The sequence below is a fragment of the Bacteroidia bacterium genome, from assembly GCA_016218155.1.
In the GTDB taxonomy this organism is placed as follows: Bacteria; Bacteroidota; Bacteroidia; order Bacteroidales; family GWA2-32-17; genus GWA2-32-17.
Genome location: JACREQ010000029.1, coordinates 64,329 through 84,471 on the forward strand (window position 1 = coordinate 64,329; position 20,143 = coordinate 84,471).

15 protein-coding genes are annotated in these 20,143 nt (G+C 30.7%); 1 reads left to right on the top strand and 14 read right to left on the bottom strand.

The annotated features are described in order from the left end of the window. Positions 1 to 10: 10 nt before the first annotated feature. The 4 genes from HY951_03840 to HY951_03855 all read right to left on the bottom strand — a co-directional run bounded on the left by HY951_03840 (position 11) and on the right by HY951_03855 (position 2,878). Positions 11 to 655, bottom strand: a complete 645-nt coding sequence (locus tag HY951_03840) for a hypothetical protein (protein ID MBI5539164.1) — start codon at positions 653 to 655, stop codon at positions 11 to 13. After that, on the bottom strand, positions 652 to 1,395 hold the full coding sequence (locus tag HY951_03845; GenBank protein MBI5539165.1) for a hypothetical protein: 744 nt from the start codon (positions 1,393 to 1,395) through the stop codon (positions 652 to 654). Before HY951_03845 ends, HY951_03840 begins: the two co-directional genes overlap by 4 nt. 140 nt (positions 1,396 to 1,535) lie before the next feature. Further along, the gene (locus HY951_03850) at positions 1,536 to 1,994 is read right to left on the bottom strand and encodes a hypothetical protein (GenBank protein MBI5539166.1); all 459 of its coding nucleotides are present in this window, start codon (positions 1,992 to 1,994) and stop codon (positions 1,536 to 1,538) included. Between the two features lie 23 nt (positions 1,995 to 2,017). After that, positions 2,018 to 2,878 carry a hypothetical protein gene (locus HY951_03855; protein ID MBI5539167.1) on the bottom strand — a complete coding sequence of 287 codons (861 nt, stop codon included), beginning with the start codon at positions 2,876 to 2,878 and terminating at the stop codon, positions 2,018 to 2,020. Between the two features lie 165 nt (positions 2,879 to 3,043). Here HY951_03855 and HY951_03860 point away from each other — a divergent pair, with 165 nt between their 5' ends. Next, positions 3,044 to 5,035 (top strand): tetratricopeptide repeat protein, encoded by a 1,992-nt coding sequence (locus HY951_03860; GenBank protein MBI5539168.1) that lies wholly within the window; start codon positions 3,044 to 3,046, stop codon positions 5,033 to 5,035. Positions 5,036 to 5,052: 17 nt separating this feature from the next. On the opposite strand, the gene typA is transcribed toward HY951_03860, so the two are convergent. From typA to HY951_03910, 10 genes are all read right to left on the bottom strand, one after another. Next, positions 5,053 to 6,870 (bottom strand): translational GTPase TypA, encoded by a 1,818-nt coding sequence (gene typA, locus HY951_03865; protein MBI5539169.1) that lies wholly within the window; start codon positions 6,868 to 6,870, stop codon positions 5,053 to 5,055. A 250-nt stretch (positions 6,871 to 7,120) separates the two neighbouring features. Beyond that, positions 7,121 to 7,879, bottom strand: a complete 759-nt coding sequence (locus HY951_03870; GenBank protein MBI5539170.1) for an NADH:ubiquinone oxidoreductase — start codon at positions 7,877 to 7,879, stop codon at positions 7,121 to 7,123. 10 nt (positions 7,880 to 7,889) lie between these two features. Then, complete coding sequence (locus HY951_03875) at positions 7,890 to 9,389, bottom strand: NADH-quinone oxidoreductase subunit C (protein MBI5539171.1); 1,500 nt, start codon at positions 9,387 to 9,389, stop codon at positions 7,890 to 7,892. Between the two features lies 1 nt (position 9,390). Next, positions 9,391 to 10,818 (bottom strand): hypothetical protein, encoded by a 1,428-nt coding sequence (locus tag HY951_03880; protein MBI5539172.1) that lies wholly within the window; start codon positions 10,816 to 10,818, stop codon positions 9,391 to 9,393. Between the two features lie 17 nt (positions 10,819 to 10,835). Next, positions 10,836 to 11,468, bottom strand: coding sequence for a hypothetical protein (locus tag HY951_03885; GenBank protein MBI5539173.1), 633 nt, complete (start codon positions 11,466 to 11,468; stop codon positions 10,836 to 10,838). Between the two features lie 11 nt (positions 11,469 to 11,479). After that, complete coding sequence (locus HY951_03890; GenBank protein MBI5539174.1) at positions 11,480 to 12,385, bottom strand: NADH-quinone oxidoreductase subunit H; 906 nt, start codon at positions 12,383 to 12,385, stop codon at positions 11,480 to 11,482. Between the two features lie 2 nt (positions 12,386 to 12,387). After that, on the bottom strand, positions 12,388 to 14,415 hold the full coding sequence (locus HY951_03895; GenBank protein ID MBI5539175.1) for a hypothetical protein: 2,028 nt from the start codon (positions 14,413 to 14,415) through the stop codon (positions 12,388 to 12,390). Continuing rightward, positions 14,415 to 16,421 (bottom strand): hypothetical protein, encoded by a 2,007-nt coding sequence (locus tag HY951_03900; GenBank protein ID MBI5539176.1) that lies wholly within the window; start codon positions 16,419 to 16,421, stop codon positions 14,415 to 14,417. The genes HY951_03895 and HY951_03900 overlap by 1 nt, the downstream gene beginning before the upstream one ends. Positions 16,422 to 16,565: 144 nt before the next feature. After that, on the bottom strand, positions 16,566 to 17,933 hold the full coding sequence (locus HY951_03905) for a PKD domain-containing protein (protein MBI5539177.1): 1,368 nt from the start codon (positions 17,931 to 17,933) through the stop codon (positions 16,566 to 16,568). Between the two features lie 309 nt (positions 17,934 to 18,242). Continuing rightward, positions 18,243 to 20,138, bottom strand: coding sequence for a PKD domain-containing protein (locus HY951_03910; protein ID MBI5539178.1), 1,896 nt, complete (start codon positions 20,136 to 20,138; stop codon positions 18,243 to 18,245). Positions 20,139 to 20,143: the final 5 nt, after the last annotated feature.

Consider the following 20,143-nt stretch of genomic DNA (forward strand, 5'->3'; position numbering starts at 1 on the left):
TAAAAAATTTTTAAAAATCAGTTGATAGTATTTGTTGTTCAACAGTATTTGTTGGAGTAAAATTAATCCAGCAAAGAACATTCCGTTCTTTATCTTTAACATCAAATTCAAAAGAAGCCAATGACCTGTCATTTCCAAGAACAAATAATGCCCTATTTACAATTTGTATAGTTAAACCATATTGTTCTAATTCTTCTGCTGTTGTTTTGTCAGAAAATGTACATGCTGTTTTTCTTGATTGCTGTTTAAAGCTTCCATTGTCGTATGTCCAGCAATAAACAGGCTTCATACCTTTTACCTGCACAAATTTATTAAAAATTCCCTGCACTTTATTAATTTTAGAATAAAGACCTGAATATACAGAGTCTTTATTTTGGTTAATTGTAAAACTAATTGCAATTAATTTATCATTTCTAAAAAAATAATCTATTTGTGCAAGTTGTTTTTCAACTACTACATTTGAATATGAGATTATTTTATTTGCCTGTTTCTGAGAAATACAATTACTATCCTTTTCTAAAGAAGGAACTAAAGGTAGCTCAACTTTTTTAACATCTGCAGAAGAGGCACCCCAAACAGATCTTCTTACATCAATTGACTGAGAATAAACAACAATACTAACAAATAATATTATAATAATGAAAATATATTTCATCTTTTTTGCTTTTTAATATTAAAAATATATCTGTCAAGCTGAGTTGAATCTTCATCTAATATAAGAACCACTTTTATGGCAACATAACCTGTATCAATTGCTGGATTACCAATTTTAGTAAGTATAATATCTCCGTTTGAAATATTTTCCATAAAGGTATTTTTTATTCCAGCATCATACGAATTACGTAACATACTAAATGTAGCATTTGGATAATCAAAATCTGTAAAACGAACAAACTTATTACCAGCAGGAGATCCCCACTTTCGTAAAAGAACATTCGGATTTATTGTGTCATTTGTTAAATCCAAAATATTCATTTCTGAGGAATCAGAAGATTCAGAATGTAATGGATTACCAGTTGCTAAATTATAAGCATCAAATCCTGTAGATGCCCGCGAAAACATTTCATGACCAGCAGTTTCTTCAAGTAATAAATCTTCTGGAAAAACATTAACTACTAATCCTGCTGAAATTTTTTCTCCTGACACATCGAAAATTGAAATTTCAATTACATACTGTGTTGTATCATTTCCAGCGGGAACTTTATATTCAAAAGTATAAGATAGTTTACTTCCAGAAATCGCTGAATCTAAAATATTAGTTGATATTGAATTAACCTGCCTTTGAGTAATTTTCAACTTTTTAAGTTCATACCCTGAGGAGCTAGTAATCTCTACTCTGAAAATATCTTCAGGACTAAGGTTATAAGTACTTTGAGTTGGACTAATAAAAATCAACAACGGCTCTTTTTCCTTTCTACACGAAAAAGAAAAAAAAGCGAGAGCTATAAAAAAGAATAATGATCGCACAGTATATAAGATTATTAATAAGCAAAAATAAAAAAAATCCCCATCTTACGACAGGGATTTTTAAAAATTTATTTGTCTTTTATTTTATATGCCTTGACTTTCATGGTCTGCTTAACTTTACTACCAAGAAACATTCCCTGCTTTTCTGTAATTATATTTACCGGCACCAAGAAATCAGCAGTTGGATATTTAACATGCATTTCATATAATGCTCTTCTGATTTTCATGTTAGGTAATAGAGTGTAACTGAAATTACCATTACCACTAAAATTAATAATAGTTTGGTTTCTACGTGCTACTTCTTTTCCATTAATTAAATTTAAATGAGAAAAGAAGAAGAAATAACGTCCATATTCAACAGACACTTCACCTTCTCCAAGATATTCGAAATCACTCATGGTTTGATGTAATTGAATATCGTTAGGCATAAATGTACCTGTTCTCATCAGCTTGTTTGTTTTAACGCTACATGATGCAAGCAACGTTATTAAAACAAGTGGTATAAATATTTTATTTAATACTTTCATAAACTAAAATTTAGATTGAATAATTACTTGTTAAAATAATAACTTAATGTAAGTCTTGCCATTCCATCAATGTTAAATGATTTGGCTGAAAGCTTACTGTAATCTTCACCTGTAACGATTAAGCCAACAAAAGTAGGATCAATCTTGTCATCATTGTCTAAGTTTACAGTATAATATGTTTGATTAGTTGCAACTCCACCAGCAACTCTGTATGAATCAACTTTCCATTTTTTCCCTAATTTTCCTAAAGCAGTACTACCAAGTTCAAGTCCAATTGAAAATGGAAGATCGGCTACAAATGACTGAACTCCGATAAATCCTTCAAAACCGTATGCAAATCCAAATCTTTTTCTTTCATAACTTGTATAGTCAACTGTTAGGTCTAACATCTTCATATAGTCTGTTTCATTTTCTTTAAAATAACCGAGTGGTAAGCATGCTCCAAGATATACATCAAGAATATTTGATTTTGAAAAATGATACTCAAGTCCTGGTGTTAGATATAATTCAGCATTCCTTCTCTGGTATTTTAATTCGCTAATAAAGTTACCGCCTCCAGTTGGTGGAACAACTGTACCTGCAATTTTAAGATTACTGGATTTTGTGCGAAGTCCGATTCTTAAAACTAAATTGTCAGATTTGTACATTCTTAATGCAATAACAGGTAAAACATTTGCAACATTAGTTGAATCTTTTCCATCAATACGATTCACTATATCTTTAAAATCCTGGTATCCAGGTGCAAATACGATACCCCAATTACCTGCAACTGGTCTTGTTCCAATTTTAAAGGTGCTTGGACTGTTTACTCTGTCTGATAATTGGGCGAAAGTAAAATTTGCTCCCAATATCATTAATAAAAATACGTAAAATACTTTTTTCATAAATTTAAATTTTGGTTAATTGTTTTACAAATTTATTAAAATATTTAAGAATAAAAAAAACTTTACAACTAGAACTTTCTTTACAAAAGAAATTAAACAATATTGTTAAGTTTTGCTAATATTTTTAGTACTTTTACAAATATTCTGATTAATACAAGAAAATTATTGAAGTTTTTATTTTTATATATTATCGTTTTTACAATTAATTGTCTTAATGTTAATGCTGATAACATTAAGATAGACAGCCTATGGCAATGTTACAATAAATCTACAACAGATACTACTCGAATTAAAACATTATTAAACATAGGCAGTTATTATGAGCAAATAAATAACGATTCTGCTATATTTTGTTACAAACATTCTGCATTAATAGCAAATAAAATTAACAACGTACATTTTGAGGCAACTGCCCTAAGATTTCTTGGAATTGAATATAAAGCATCAGGTGATTATTTTAAAGCAGACAGTGTATTAAATTTGGCACTAAAAAAATTCAAATCAGTAAAAGACACAAAAAACATTGCTACAACATATTTAAATATAGGAAATATAAAAAACCGGCAGGGAAAATACTTAGAAGCAATTTCAGCTTTTCAATTATCATATAATGAAAGTGATAAAGTTAAAGACACCTTAAAAATTGCACTTGCTCTGCAAAGTATTGGAAATGTACATTATTACATGTCTAACTTAGGTAAAGCAGAAGAATATTATTTAAAATCTTTACATTTATTACAAAACACTAATAATTTCTCAGAGATTGCTAATATTTATAATAACCTAGGCACTGTATATAACGATAAAAAAAATTACAATCAAGCTATAAAGTGTTATAAAGAAGCAATAAAACTAAGAGAAACATGTGGAAACATTAAGGGTGTTGCTGTAAGTTATAACAATTTAGGGAACACATATGGACATGTAAAAAAATATGACTTGGCAATTAAAAATTACTCTATCTCACTAGATTTAAAAAAGAAACTTAATGAAAAAGAAGGAATAGCAATAACATTAGGAAATATTGCTTCAATGTACATTGAGCTAAATAAAAATAAAGAGGCACTATCCTGCTTAAACGAGATGCTTGAAATTGCAAATAGCATTAATTCACTTCCACAAAAACGATATGCTTATGAATACTTTTCTATTGCATATGAAAACGTTAATGACTTTAAAAAAGCTTTATATTATCAGAAACTTCTAATAGTCGCAAAAGATAGTTTATTAAACGAAGATCTAAGAAAACAAATAGCAGATATTAATATAAAATACGAAACAGAAAAAAAAGAAAAACAAATTTCTTATCTTATAAATGAGAATAAAATAAAAACACTTGAATCTAATAAAAAGAAAGAAGAGCTGGAAACTAATCAGGTAATTACCTATTGGTTATTAAGTGCAGGTATTATGCTAATTGTTATAATAATATTTAGTTACATATTAGTTCTTTATAAAGGAAAACAAAAAAGAGGCAAATTAGAAAAAGACTTGATTCAATACATGCAAAAAGCTGTTAATCAACAAATGAATCCTCATTTTATTTTTAATACTTTAAATTCTATTCAATACTATTTATTAAACAACGATAAAATTTCATCGAGTAAATACATTTCAAAATTTTCTAAGCTAATGAGACTTACTCTTGATAATTCTCAAACTACCCTTATCCCTTTATTTACTGAGATAGAAGCCTTACAGTTATATCTTGAATTAGAACAAGTACGATATAAAAACAAATTTCAATTCGAACTAATTATTGATAACGACATTGATGTTGAATCTACATATATTCCTCCGCTTATTATACAACCACATATTGAAAATGCAATATGGCACGGATTAATGCATTTAGAAAATGATAAGGAAGGTAGAATCAATGTTAAATTTGAGAACTCAAACAACATTCTTTTATGCTATATTGAAGATAACGGAATTGGAAGAAAACGGGCTGAAGAAATTAAAGCACTTTATAAACCTGAGCATAAATCTCTTGGAACAAAAATCACAAACTCAAGAATTGAGATAATTAATCAAATGTTTAATCGTAAAATTGAGATTAATTATGTAGATCTTTACGATATTAACAATAACCCAAAAGGAACAAAAGTTGAAATTTTGTTTCCTTTCTTCTCGAAATTTAACAACGAATCTTAACTAACAACTTGCAATATTTATTGTCCCGACTGACCTGCATTCTTTGCACGTTTTCGCGCATTCTCATCAAGTAATATTTTGCGCATTCTCATTGATTTTGGAGTTATCTCTACATATTCGTCTTCCTTTATATACTCCATATACTCTTCGAGAGAAAATTTAATAGCAGGTGTTATAAACATTTTTTCGTCTGTTCCACTTGCGCGCATATTGGTAAGCTGCTTCTTTTTATTAATATTAACAACCATATCATCTTCGCGAGTATTTTCGCCGATTATCTGACCAGCATATGTTTCTTCGCCTGGATTTACAAAAAACTTACCTCTATCCTGCAATTTGTTAATCGCAAAAGCTATTGCCTGACCTGTTTCCATTGCAATCAAAGATCCATTAATACGTGTAATAATATCACCTTTCCAGGGCTCAAAACCTTTAAGCCTGTGTGCCATTATTGCCTCACCCTCGGTTGCAGTTAATATGTTATTTGTTAAACCTATTAATCCTCTTGCAGGAATATCAAATTTTAATACTGCTCTATCATTTCTGGTTTCAAATTTCATTAAGTCACCTCTGCGACGGGCAACAATTTCAATAGCTTTACCTGCAAAGTTTTCAGGAACATTAATGGTTAATGATTCCATAGGTTCATTTTTAACCCCGTCAATTTCTTTTATAACAACCTTAGGTTGTCCTAGTTGAAATTCAAACCCTTCACGGCGCATTGTTTCAACAAGTATTGAAAGATGCAGAATTCCTCGTCCATATACCAAAAACTTATCAGCTGTATCAGTCTCTTCAACCTTTAAAGCAAGGTTTTTTTCAGTTTCCTTGAATAATCTCTCGCGTAAATGTCTTGAAGTTACAAAATTTCCTTCCTTACCTGCAAAAGGTGAATTATTAGTTGCAAAAACCATACTTATTGTTGGCTCATCAACCTTAATGCGGGCAATTGCTTCAGGATGTTCCCAATCTGCAATTGTATCACCAATATCAAAATTTTCCGGTCCAATTAGTGCACATATCTCACCAGCATGAACTTCATATTTTACCTTTTCTTTACCTAATCCTTCAAAAAGATAAAGTTCTTTTATTTGTGTTCTGACAATTTCGCCTTCAGATTTTATCAATGCTACAGTAGTTCCTGCTTTAATACTTCCACGTGTAATTCTTCCTACAGCAATTCTACCAACATATGAAGAATAATCAAGCGATGTTATCTGCATCTGTAAAGGACCTTCTTCAAAAACAGGAGCTTTCACATAATCAATTATTGTATCTAACAAATAACTAATATCTGTTGTTGGATTTTTCCAATCAGGACCCATCCATCCTTGTTTTGATGAACCAAAAACAGTTGGAAAACTTAGTTGTTCTTCGTTTGCATCAAGGCTTACCATCAAATCAAATACTTGTTCGTGAACAACATCTGGATGACAATTTGGCTTATCAACTTTATTAACCACAACTATTGGTTTTAAACCAATTTCCATAGCCTTTTGCAATACAAAACGTGTTTGAGGCATCGGACCTTCAAACGCATCAACTAATAGCAATACTCCATCTGCCATATTTATAACTCTTTCAACTTCTCCACCAAAATCGGCATGTCCCGGAGTATCAATAATGTTAATTTTTATTCCTTTATAGCGAACAGATACATTTTTTGCAAGAATTGTGATTCCTCTTTCGCGTTCTAAATCATTGGAATCGAGAATTAAATCACCCATATTCTGATTGTCTCTGAACAATTTAACCTGATTAAGTATTCTGTCAACTAATGTTGTTTTTCCGTGGTCAACGTGTGCAATTATTGCAATATTTCTAATGTCTGGCATGTTTTTTAACTAATAATGTGTTCCTAAAAAAGTTTGCAAAGGTACGGTTTTAAATTTAAGATAGCTACTATTTTTAATTTGATTGATTAATTGAGGTTTATAAATGATTAACAGAATAAAAAACAATGAAAGGCTCAAGTCTGTGATTTAGTTCACTATTCTTAAATTTTTTGTATAATTTTTCGAATAATTTATTAAGATTGATAATATTTGACAAGTTTAAAACTTGCGCAAATGGTTGTCAACTGTTCTAATTCCCCTTCCTCTTTGCAATTAAACTCAAAACCCCATTTATAAAAGTAAGCGGATGAACTGGGTTTCCAGGAACATATAAATCAATTGGATATTTTTCAAGAAAACTTCTGTTTATAGCACGACTATCAGAAAATATTCCGCCACTTATTGCATCAGTTCCGGCAAGTATAATAATTTTGGGAGAAGGTGTTGCATCATAACAAATTTGCACAGGTTCTGCCATATTTTCTGAAATTGGACCGGTAATAACAATCCCATCTGCATGACGTGGAGAGGCAACAAATTCAATTCCAAAGCGACCCATATCAAAATTAACATTTCCGGCTGCATTTAATTCGGCTTCGCAACTATTATCACCTGCTGCAGAAATTTGCCGCAGTTTTAGTGAACCCCCGAACATCTTGTGAATTTCTTTTCGAATTAATTCCGAATTTAATTCAATAGGTTTATCCACTCCTTCTTTTATTATTAAATTTTCTCTTTTGTTAGCAGATAACTTATAATCTTTAGTAAAAGAAATTTTATTTGAAAATACCCTCGCACACTCACCACAGAAAGTACATTTACCAAGATCAATACTGACAGGATTTTTATTTATTGCAGAGGTTGGACAAATCTCAGCCAATTTATTTTCATCAACTTTTTCTGGACTAATTATTGGGCGGCCCCTAAAAATGCCAGGAACATTAACAGTTGTAACATCAGGAATAAACTGTTTCCCTTGGTGATATAATATTTTTACATTGTTAAGCATAATTATTCAATTATAAATCGTGTCCACAATATGACAAATTAAAACTTTTGTTACAAACCGGAAAATCAGAGATTTCATTATTCCTTACAGCTAATGCTAATGCAAGCCAGTTATGGAAAGAAGGGTCTTTTACCTTATAATGTAACAAATCACCTGAAGAATCTGTAATTGCACAGTGACAAATTTCTCCTCTCCAACCCTCAACCAATGAAATTGTAAAAGAATCCTGTTTTGGTTTATTTAATTCTGTATCAGTTGAAATCTCTTCAGGAATATTGTTAAGTAAATTTCTAATATGTTTAATTGATTGCCAAACCTCATGTTTTCTAATTTGCACACGAGAATAAACATCGCCATGATGCTTTATTATTGGTTCATGATTTAACTCGGAATATAAACCATACGGATGTGAAAGTCTGACATCTCTATTTAGCCCACTCATTCTGGCTGCCATTCCAACTGCTCCTATCGATGAGACATCTTCAAATGAAACAACTCCTGTGCGTTCAAAACGGGACAAAGCACTTGGCAAACTAAAAAGCTCTTCATTCATTTCGGTAAAATCGGGTTCGAATTTATCTAATACTTCTTTTAACCTTTCTCCTAACAACTTATTAAAAGAAAACTGATTTCTGCCAGGTCTTATTAATCCTTTTCCCAAACGATTACCGCCCCACTCCTGAAAATAATTTATTATAGGTGTTCTTAATCTGCCAAAGACAGAGCTACCCAATTGATATGCAATATCTGTGCATACAGCACTAATATCACCTGTATGTACAGCGATTCTTTCTAATTCCAGAGCTATTGTTCTTCCAAATTCTACATCACTTTTTGTTTTATAACCACATAAACTTTCCCAAACGTGCGAAAAAGCGGTGGTATGACCAACTACTGTATCTCCTGCAATATTTTCAGCAATTGTTGCACGTTGCAATATATTTTTCTTATGAATAAATAAATCTTCAATTCCTCGATGCTGAAAACCTAATTGAATCTCAAGATGCAAAATTTGTTCACCATTACAAATAAACCTAAAATGACCGGGTTCGATTATTCCGGCATGAATTGGACCAACCCCAACTTCATGCAACTCATCACTATCAATTGAATAAAACGGATAATTTGCAATTTGTTTTGATTTGTCAAAACGGTTATGAGAATATCGAACCGGCTTTAACCAAGGATGATCGTGATAACCAATACCAAAATTCTCGTGAATTTCTCTTTCAAATTTTTCGAAACATAAAAGTTTTGCAGTAAAGGAATTTAATTTTTCATTTTGTTGAACTTTGCTTGAAGACACGAATATTTCATGAGTATTATCGTCTGCAATACAGCAAATTAATTTTATTTTATTGCCAATATTATAGCCATAATAATTTACACAATGCCTTTCTGATTTACCCGAAACCAAATTAATATTTGTTTCAAGTAAAGTATTGTAATCTACTTCGGGAATTGATGAAACAGGGATTGTCTGATTATTAAATATTGTAATGTAATTCATATTAATGTGGTAATAACATTATACTTTCTTTTATAAGTTGAACAAATTCAGCTGGAGGATTTAACCCTAAATATACAGCACCTGCCAATAAAATAAACTGTGTAGAAGATTCCCAAGGGCTAATTTTTGGTAAATTACTGTCATCAAAATCGACTGGAGGAATAAACAATATTTTGAAAATATTTTTACCAAAAGCCCATATAATCATCGTTAGCAATAATAATACAGCAATTAAAACCAAAACCTGATTTGCTTCAAATAAAGATCTGAAAATTAGAAATTCACTTACAAACAAACCAGAAGGTGGCATTGCCGAAGTGCTTATAAATGCTAATAATATCACAATTGCTCCTGTGGTATTGTACTTAAAATAATTCCCTATATGATAAATACTTTTATTCTGATAAATTCTGTATATCTGATTATATTGGAAGAATACAGCAGACTTAACAAATGCATGTAAAATAACATGTAAAATTGCTGCATAATAACCAATGCCGCCTGCTGCTACACCTAACATTACCAATCCCATATGCTCAATACCAGAGTATGCAAACATTCGTTTCAGATTTTTTACTTTTATCATATAAACTGTTGCTACAAATAAAGATAAAAACGCTGCAATTCCAATAACAACATTTGCCCAATGATGTAAAGGTGTGTTTGCAATAACAATATAAAAACGAAATATTCCAACAAATCCTAAATTCATCAAAACGCTTGCAAGTAAAGCACCTGCTGGTGCGGGAGCTTTATCTTTAGCATCAATACCAGCAGTAAACATTGGCACTAAACCTAACTTTGCTGTAAATCCTGTAAAAATAAATAAGAAAGATAACCTCAACCAGAAAGGATTTAATTTTGCACTATTTGCATATAAATTTTTAAATGATAAATCATCAGATCCGGCATGTGTCAATGATAAACTTAAAAACAAAATTCCAATAAACACAAACGTAATACTAATTGCACAAATAAAAACATATTTCCAAGTCCCTTCTAATGCAAGTTTTGTGCGATGATGATATATTAAGGCAGACGCACATAATGTGGTTATTTCTGTAAATATCCAAGTTACAGCTATATGATTTGAAAGATAACCAACACCAGTTGCTGTTAATAATCCGACTAATGCAGCAAAATATATTGATCGTGTTTCCGGATTATCGGGGTGGTTTTCGATGTAAATAAAACTGTGAATTGCTGCAGGAATAGCAACTATACTCAATGTTACAAGTAACAATATACCAAGCGAATCAAAACTAAAATAATCTAACTCTGTTGTTCGAAAATGATAAAGAGAATAAATTGTAAAGGTCCATTGCAACAAAATAAAAAACCCTAAGAGACTATAATTAATAATTTTGTTTCTATTAACAAAAAGACCAATTACAATCAAAAAAGCTCCTATCAAATATATTAATATCATTTCTCTTTAATTTATTTTTAATAATCTTTTAAATTAGTTAACTGATCTACATCTACTTCTTTAAACACATCGCCAATTTTATTTAAAAATATCCCAAGAATTAAAACACTGGCAAAAATGTCTAACATTATACCCAGATTAACAAGCATTGGCATTTCATTTCCAACTGCAAGTGACAGTACAAATACTCCATTCTCAATAACGAGATAACCCATTACATGTGTAATAATTTTGCGTCGTGATGCAATAAAATATAACCCTGTAAACAAGGTAGATAAAGCAACCACGAAAAATATTTTATCAAGATTTACATCTTTAATTGAATGCGAAAGTAATATTGTTACAACAACAATTACAGTAATAATAATTAACGACACAAAATTTGGCAAAAATGGTTCTGCTTCGCGTGTTATTTTATTTCGTTTTAATATGTACCTTAAGAACATAGGAACGGCCAAAGATTTAAAAATTATTGTTTCTAAAAGTATCAGAACAAGGTTTAACGTACTAATTTCTTTAAGTTGTAAAAAAACAACAAAGAAAAGCAATACCCCTTGCAAAGCAATAACCCTTATATATGTTAGCATACGATTGGCTATTGCCATATAGAAGAGTGAAATTAAAAAGATGATTAAAAATACATGTATCATTTTCTTTTTTATTAAATAAACTTTCCTAACATTAATAACACACCAAAAAAGATTAATAAACTTACAGAAGTAAGTACAACTATAAACTGAGCATTATGATTCATTCTGAATCTTGCCATAAAAGATTCAATTAAACCAATTGACACAGCCATTAAAAACTGTATAACAAAGAACATTGGAATTGCATACTGATAATCAATACTACCAATAAAAAGGTTTACTATTAATGCTCCATAAATTGCAAACTTTAAATAACCAGTTGTTAATATTAGTCCTAAATCAAACCCACTATTATCAAGTATCATTACTTCATGAACCATTGTAAGCTCTAGATGCGTTTTGGGATCATCAATAGGCATGCGACTATTTTCAATCATTGCAATCATTACCAAAACAAATGTTGCAAGTGTGGTAAGCGCATAACTTATATATGAACCTAAATGTAAATCCTGAAATATTTCCTGAAATGAAGTTTGCCCTGTTAGAAGTGCTAAGGACCCCATTAAAACAAAAAAAGCTGGTTCTGCAAACATTGAAAATAATGCTTCGCGACTGGCTCCCATTCCCTCAAAACTACTTCCTGTATCCATTGCAGATATTATACTAAAAAACTTACCCAATGCCAATACATATGCAAAGAAAATAAAATCACCATTAAAACTTATTAACCCCTTTGAATGACCAAATGGAACAACAAGCATTGCCATAACAACAGATGCGAAATAAATAGTCGGAGCAATCTGAAAAACAAAGCTTGTGGTTTCGCTATATACAGCTCCCTTTTTAAACAACCGATTTACATCTTTTATTGGTTGAAATATTCCGGGTCCTTTTCTTCCTGATGCAATGCTCTTGGTACGTATTATTATACCCGTAAAAAAGAATGCTGCAATTAATATTAACAATAAACTAAGCATATCTATAACCGTTTTAAAAAATCAATTAACTGACAAAATTTTTCATAAAATAAAGGCACACATATTATTGAAACAATAAATATTATCCCATATAAAAGATAAAACTGTAATTTCCCGTTCTGAAGAAAAAGAAATCTTCCCATAAAAGATTTATAGGCTCTTATTGGATTATCAATAAGCCATTTTTCAATTTTATCATATGGATGAGTTTCTAAGTGAGCTTTATCAGGAAATATTCCATGAATCTCAGTTTCTTTCTTAGAATTAATTAAAAACATTCCAAATATTTTATTGTAAGACTTAACATAGGAGCTTGCCGTATATTGTAGTTTTGATGTTGGAGCAACATAACCACAACCCCAAGTCGGCTGAATTGGCGAAACTCTTTTACCGGTTATTAATTGTCTAACAACATATACAACAAATATTAATATAACAAATATCCACATTACAATACTTATTGGTTGCATTATATCAAATGCTTGTCCATAAAACGGAGTTACTGAAACAGAATCAATATTTGTAAATAATGCGACAGGTTTATATAATAAGGTTAAAAACAATTTAGGAAACAATCCTATACAAATTATTAAAAAAGTAATTGTATAAATCGGCAATAACTGTAGAAAGGAAACTTCTTTTATTTCATGTGTAAATGTTTTACGTGCATTTCCCAAAAATATTATTCCAAATGCTTTAGTAAAACACAGCATTGCCAGACCGCCTATCATTACCAGGCTTAACACAGAAACAACAACTGTAATTGATGAAAAAAGTCCTGCATCTTTTAACCATTGATATAAGCCTGTATAAATTAAAAACTCTGAAATAAACCCGTTAAACGGAGGAATTCCGCAAATTGCAATAGCTGAAATTAAAAACAATATTGTTGTCTGTGGCATTTTTTTAATTAAACCACCCAAATGTTCAATATTTAAAGTATGTGTTGCCTGATACACATTACCAGCGGTATAAAATAACACAGATTTAAATAAAGCATGATTTAACGTATGAAGCATTGCTCCTGCAAAACCTAAAGATGCTATTATTTGATTACCCGAACCAATTCCTACACATCCTATACCTATTCCGATTCCAATTATTCCGATATTTTCAATACTGTGATATGCCAATAACTTTTTTAAGTTGTGCTGAATGATTGCTAACATTACACCATATAATCCGGAAACAATAGAAATAAATAATATAAAATAACCAATTGTTATAAAATCCGGTTTAATTAAAAGTAACATTCTAAGAATGCCATAAATTCCAATCTTAACAATAACACCCGACATAATTCCTGAAATATGTGACGGTGCTGCAGGATGTGCATAGGGTAACCAAGTATGAAATGGAACAAGTCCTGCTTTTATTGCAAAAGAAACAAAAAAACATAAGAATAAAACAATTGAGGCATTTCCATTATTGGCACTAGCATATTGAGTTATTGCACTAAAATCGTAACTTCCTGTTTTATGTGCAACCCACATAAAACCAATCATTAAAAAAACTATGGAGATGTGAGACTGAATTAAATAATTAATACCGGCTTGTATTGTTGCCATTTTCTCATTTTCGAAAATAATTGTAAGAAATGCCGACAAAGCCAATATTTCCCATGCAATAAGAAAAGCAATGCTATTCTGAATTACACAAACACTTATAAGTGCACCATAAAGTAAAATAAAAGCAATACAATGTATTGACAATTTATTCTGCATGTTTTTATATGATTTCATGTAAAACAAACCATAAAAACCACCGGTAATAAAAATAAGATTAAGTATTATTATAAACCATGCTGAAAGCGCATCTATTTTAATGTGTATTAATCCGGTTATATAACTTCCTGAAAAAAGAAAATCATAGTTTAGCCCTAAAAGAGAATTAACTGCAAAATAACCTGACAATATAACATTAATTACAATTGCAGAAAACACAACTACCCCCTTCCATTTAACCTTTAAAAAAGGTACTGCAATTATTGCACAGATTATAACTAATATGAATGAAATTATCAAATTCATTATATTATATCTAACGCTGTTATTAAAAAGATTGCCAATATAAACAAAATACCATAAATAACATAAGATTGCACACGACCATTTTGTATAAACTTAAAGTAATTAGCCGTATACACTAATCTATGTGAAATATTATCAAAAAAACGAAATTCAAAATAATCAAAATAATTAGATTCATATTTTCTTTTTTCGGGAAATATTTCGCCTCTGTTTAGTTCTTTGTAATTATTCTTTTCTATTAAAAAGAAGTTAAATATTTTGCCTATTGTTTTTGAATATGACTTTCCTGAATATTGCATTTTGCTATTAGGAGCAACATAGGCACATCCCCATGTTGGCTGAAAAACTTTTGCATGTTTTTTTGATATAACTAAACGAATTACCCATAAAAACACAATAATTCCAATCAAAAGTAACGAATACATACTTATATTAAAAATAGTATTGGAATAACTTAGCAACAAATTATAATCTATTGTTACATTATTGCTAAACATAAAATTATTTAATATTTTACCTATTGTACCTATATAAAACTGTGGAATAAAAGCAACTGTTAGAATTATAATAATAATTAAATACTGTGGAAAAAGCATTAGAAATGAAACTTCTTTTGGCTTGTGTTGCAGCTTTTCTCTTTCAGTTCCAAGAAATATTGTGCCAAATGTTTTAGTAAAAGTTAATATCGAAATTCCTCCAATAATACTTAGCCCTGCAAATGCTAAAACAAATAAAATAATTTGAGTCAGACTATTAGATTTTATACCCTCTATTAAACCGTTGTAAATTATAAATTCAGAAATAAATCCGTTAAAAGGTGGTATTCCTCCAATTGCAATAGCACCAATAAGAAATATTACAGCAGTTTTAGGCATAGTTTTAATAAGTCCGCCTAATTTATCCATATTTCGGGTATGGGTTTGCTGATACACCGAACCTGCAGAATAAAACAACAGAGATTTAAATAACGAATGATTTAACACATGCAGTAACGCACCTCCAAAACCTAAATAATAAACCATTGCATTTCCATTACCTAAACCCATCAATCCTATTCCGATTCCGATTCCAATAATTCCTATATTTTCAATTGTACAATAAGCTAGCATTCTTTTAAAATCACGATTTACCGCTGCATTTAAAATTCCATATAATCCGGTTAAAACCGAAACTGTTAAAACAATTTCTCCGATTAATAAGAAATCAAATTTTAAAAATGTTATTACTCTTAATATACCATAAATACCAAGTTTAACAATAACTCCCGACATTACACCTGAGATATGAGAAGGAGCAGCAGGATGTGCATGCGGTAACCAACTATGCAAAGGAATAAACCCCGACTTTAAACCAAATCCTAAAAAGAAAATAATAAACAGCAAGATGTTATTATTTGAATTTAAATAAGTTCCGATTGCCTCAAAATCAAATGAGCCGGTTTTAAAAAAAACCATTATAAAACCAACGGTTAAAAGCACTACAGAAATATGCATCTGAACCAGATAATTAATACCCGCCTTTAATGTTTTTTGATTATTATGATCAAAAATTACCAACAATAGGGATGATAATGACATTATTTCCCATGCTATAAGAAAGGCTATTCCATTTTGCAACAAACAAACCCAAATCATAGAAAGATGAAATAAGATAAAAAGAACCCAATGTAAACTAAGTTTTGATGATGAATTTGAATATGCTTTTAAATAACCCGTTCCATAAATAACACCCGTAACAGAGGTTAAATTTATTATTATTATGAACCATGCTGATAATCCATCAACCCGAATGGGAATATTTCCTAAAAACGAGCCTGCATTTATAAGATAATCGATCGAAACTCCACTCAAGGCGGAGACAGCTAACCAGCTTGTAATTAGCGCATTTAAAACAACTGCAGTTAATGTAAAAAATGCCTTAGCTCTTATTGGTACTATTAAAACAGTAAGAATAAAAACGAATGTAATTACCCACGAAAAATTTAATAACAATTCTATCTCTGCCATTTCCAAAAAAGAATACATTTCTCTTATTACATGCAAAGTAACGTAATAAAAAAATACGTTGTCCTAAAAATTATGAACTTTTACAACCAGCAAAAAACCCGAAAACTTTCGTTTTCGGGTTTTTTACAAAGAGCGCAGAAATAATTATTTAACTATTTGTTTTCTAACTACACCATCAGAGTTTTGAACATTTAAAATATAAATTCCTGAAGGTAATTGCGAAGTATTAACCTCGGTACTGTTAATTCCAGATTTTGAATTTATTTTTTTACTTAACACAAGTCTGCCCGAAGCATCCATTATTGTAATAATTACATCTTCAGATTTTTGACTTGTAAAATCGACATTCAATTTATTGCCAAGAGGAACAGGATAAGCAAACAACCCCTGTTCAAATCCATAAACAGGAACTTCTGTAGTACTACCAATATGAATTATTGTCTGATATGTTACAATTGCTTTTGTACCACAATTTAATGAAAGAACAACTATATTATTTCCATTATAAGTATAAGTATATGTTGCAACAATTGTAGATGTCTGTCCTCCACCGGTAAATGTCCAAACAACAGTTACTGTATTTCCAATTGAATCTACAATTACTGAAGAAGCATAGTAAGTAGTAGGAACAAAGTTTAGACATGTATCAATAATACTTGCAGTTAAAGTATCTACTATAACACCACCAAGTGTATCATAAGGTTCATAAAGTTGAGTTGTAAATGAATTTGCACAACCATTAGCATCAACTACATTCAAAGTATAATTACCACTTGTTAAATAATAAATATTGACTGTAGTTTGTCCAGTGCTCCAGTTATAAAAATAAGGAGGTGTACCGCCATAAACATTTGATTCGATATATCCATCAGCTCCACCAATTGTTGAAGGACTATAAGAGTTTAAGTTAACATATAGCTGACATGGAGTTCCAACTATAACTTCACCACAGGAAGTACTTACACAACCACTTGATGTTGCAATGTATAAGCATACCCAATAATTTCCAGGTGCAGCATATGTATGAACTGGATTTTGAAGGGTTGAATTTGCAGTACTATCTCCAAAATCCCATGTATAACTGGTTATTGTTTCACCATTATCAGGTGTAGAATTATCTACAAAAGAAATAGTATAATTTAAAGTATTTACAGAATCTGCCATAGCAAAATAACTTGCATAGCAACCTGATTGTGCTGTAGTATTTACTGAATCGCAAAAATTACTGGTACATCCGGTAGCTGTTTGAATTGTTACACAGGCAACATAAACTCCTCCACCCATTGCACCATATTGATGAGAAATATTAGAGTTAGTACTTGTTGCTGTGGTACCATCACCAAATGACCAGGTATAAGTAATTGGGTAAGAAATACTGTCATTTACTGACACCGAAGCATAAAAGTCTACACTACCAGCGGGACTAGCCATTGACTGAAAGCCAACACCGCATTGTGCACTAGCAGCCAAGCTTGCAATTGCAAATAAAAAAATTGTAAAGAGCTTTTTCATATTTTTGATTTTTAATGGTTATTTATGTCTTAAAGACACATAATTTTAAAATGGTTGCCTTATATTTTTAAATAATTTAGTAAAAATAGTATAAAATACTAATATTCAATATAATTTTTACTTCTTTTTATGTTTTTCACAATACTCTAAATATTATAATCCTCTTTTGTCATCCTGAGCATCCGCAGCGGTGGACGAAGGATCTGGATACGTGTCTAGATTCTTCACTCTGCTTGAGCGGAGTTCTGAATGACAAGAAAAAAACCCGAAAGCAATTGCCTCCGGGTTTTAATCTTATATAGAATTTGGTTATTTAACTATCTGTTTATGGAATACTTTTCCATCACTTTCTATATTTAGAATATAAATGCCTGAATGAAACTCTGAAGTATTTAATTCAATATTATTATCTCCTGAACTTACTGAAAATTGTTTCATAACTAAATCCCTTCCCATAACATCAATCACATTTAGGCTAACGATTCCCGATTTTTTAGAATTAAATACGATATTTAATTTATCGTTGAACGGAACAGGATATACGTTTATTTCTAGTTTTTCTTCAATATTATCAGATACACCTACCGATGCAGTAATATTAATAAAACTCATATAAGTAACAAGAGTTTTAGCTCCGCAATTTAGAGTAAGTAAAACTGCATTATTGCCCGAATAATAATATGTATATTGAACAGTTATCGAAGAGGTTAATCCCCCATTAGTAAATGTCCATGTTATTGTTGCAATATTATTTATTGAGTCAATAACAACGTTTGCAATATAAAAACTATCTGGAACAAAGTTAAGACATGAATCTATAATGCCTGTTGTTAAAGTATCGACTATCGAACCACCTAACGTATCGTAAGGCTCATACAGCTGAGTTGAATATGTGAAATTACAACTATTTGCATCAATAATATTTAATGTATATACACCACTTGACAGATTATAAATATTAGCTGTAGTTTGTCCGTTACTCCAGGAATAAGAATACGGTGGCGTTCCGCCTGCAACAGAAGTCTCAATAAAGCCATCGTTGCCTCCTATTGTAGTTGGGCTTTGAGTATTTAGATTCACTGACAATTGGCAACCACCAGTTACATATATTGAATCGCAAAATGTACTTGTGCACCCTGTTGAAGTAACTATTGTTAGACAAGCCTCATAAGAACCTTGATTTGCAAAAACAACTGAAGGATTTTGCAATGATGATGTTGATGGATTTCCTCCCGAGAATGTCCAGCTCCAGCTAATTATCGTATCATTATTTGCCAGAATTGATTGATCTATAAAAACATATGGAGAGATTGGTGGAACAGTGATAGAATCAAGATAAGAATAAAAATTTGCCTGACATTGAGTTATTTGATTTATAAATATCGAATCACAATATGTGCTTGCACATCCACTAAACGTATTTATTGTTAAACAAACTAAATGAGAACCTGGATTTGTAAAAGTTATTGCAGGATTTTGCAAATCAGAATATATATAAGGTGATTCTCCATAAAAAAACCAGTTCCAAGCAATAATTGAATCATTAATGCCAGGAAGGGATTGGTCTGTAAAAATAAATGTACTATTTGCAGGAACACTCAAACTATCTAAAGTTGAAATAAAATTAGGCTGACAAAGGGTAGCAGGAAGTACTTGAATTAGTCCGCAACTTGTATTTACACATCCCCCAGATGTAACAATAGTTAAGCAGACATTATAATACCCATGACTTGGATAAATATGAATTGGATTTTGTAATGAAGATGTTGTACTATCACCAAAATCCCACAAATAACTAACAATTACATTTCCACTATCTGCTAAAGAAGTTGACGTAAACGAAAAAGTGTTTGTTGTAGTTTGCAATGAATCAAATGAAGACTGACATTGACTTATAGGGTTAAACACAACAGAATCACAAAATGTACTCGTACAACCATTAGCTGTTTGCATTGTTACACATACTGAATATATTCCATTAGTATTATTATAAAAATGTGTTAGGGTTGCTCCTGTTCCAGAACTTCCATCACCAAAACTCCAAGTATAATTTATTGGATAATCTAAAGAGTCATTAATTGTTGAAGTTGAAACAAAATCAACATTTCCGGATGGACTAGTTACTGCTTGAAAGCCGACTGTACACTGGGCACTTGAAAGGATACTAATAGCTGCAAATAATATTGCAATAAAATATTTTTTCATAATTA

Bases quoted from the DNA above. Each gene is read 5' to 3' on its own strand.
- HY951_03900 (MBI5539176.1), bottom strand. From the start codon at position 16,421: ATGGCAGAGATAGAATTGTTATTAAATTTTTCGTGGGTAATTACATTC.
- HY951_03885 (MBI5539173.1), bottom strand. From the start codon at position 11,468: ATGATACATGTATTTTTAATCATCTTTTTAATTTCACTCTTCTATATG.
- HY951_03875 (MBI5539171.1), bottom strand. From the start codon at position 9,389: ATGAATTACATTACAATATTTAATAATCAGACAATCCCTGTTTCATCA.
- HY951_03880 (MBI5539172.1), bottom strand. From the start codon at position 10,818: ATGATATTAATATATTTGATAGGAGCTTTTTTGATTGTAATTGGTCTT.
- HY951_03850 (MBI5539166.1), bottom strand. From the start codon at position 1,994: ATGAAAGTATTAAATAAAATATTTATACCACTTGTTTTAATAACGTTG.
- HY951_03895 (MBI5539175.1), bottom strand. From the start codon at position 14,415: ATGAATTTGATAATTTCATTCATATTAGTTATAATCTGTGCAATAATT.
- HY951_03855 (MBI5539167.1), bottom strand. From the start codon at position 2,878: ATGAAAAAAGTATTTTACGTATTTTTATTAATGATATTGGGAGCAAAT.
- typA (MBI5539169.1), bottom strand. From the start codon at position 6,870: ATGCCAGACATTAGAAATATTGCAATAATTGCACACGTTGACCACGGA.
- HY951_03890 (MBI5539174.1), bottom strand. From the start codon at position 12,385: ATGCTTAGTTTATTGTTAATATTAATTGCAGCATTCTTTTTTACGGGT.
- HY951_03840 (MBI5539164.1), bottom strand. From the start codon at position 655: ATGAAATATATTTTCATTATTATAATATTATTTGTTAGTATTGTTGTT.
- HY951_03905 (MBI5539177.1), bottom strand. From the start codon at position 17,933: ATGAAAAAGCTCTTTACAATTTTTTTATTTGCAATTGCAAGCTTGGCT.
- HY951_03910 (MBI5539178.1), bottom strand. From the start codon at position 20,138: ATGAAAAAATATTTTATTGCAATATTATTTGCAGCTATTAGTATCCTT.
- HY951_03870 (MBI5539170.1), bottom strand. From the start codon at position 7,879: ATGCTTAACAATGTAAAAATATTATATCACCAAGGGAAACAGTTTATT.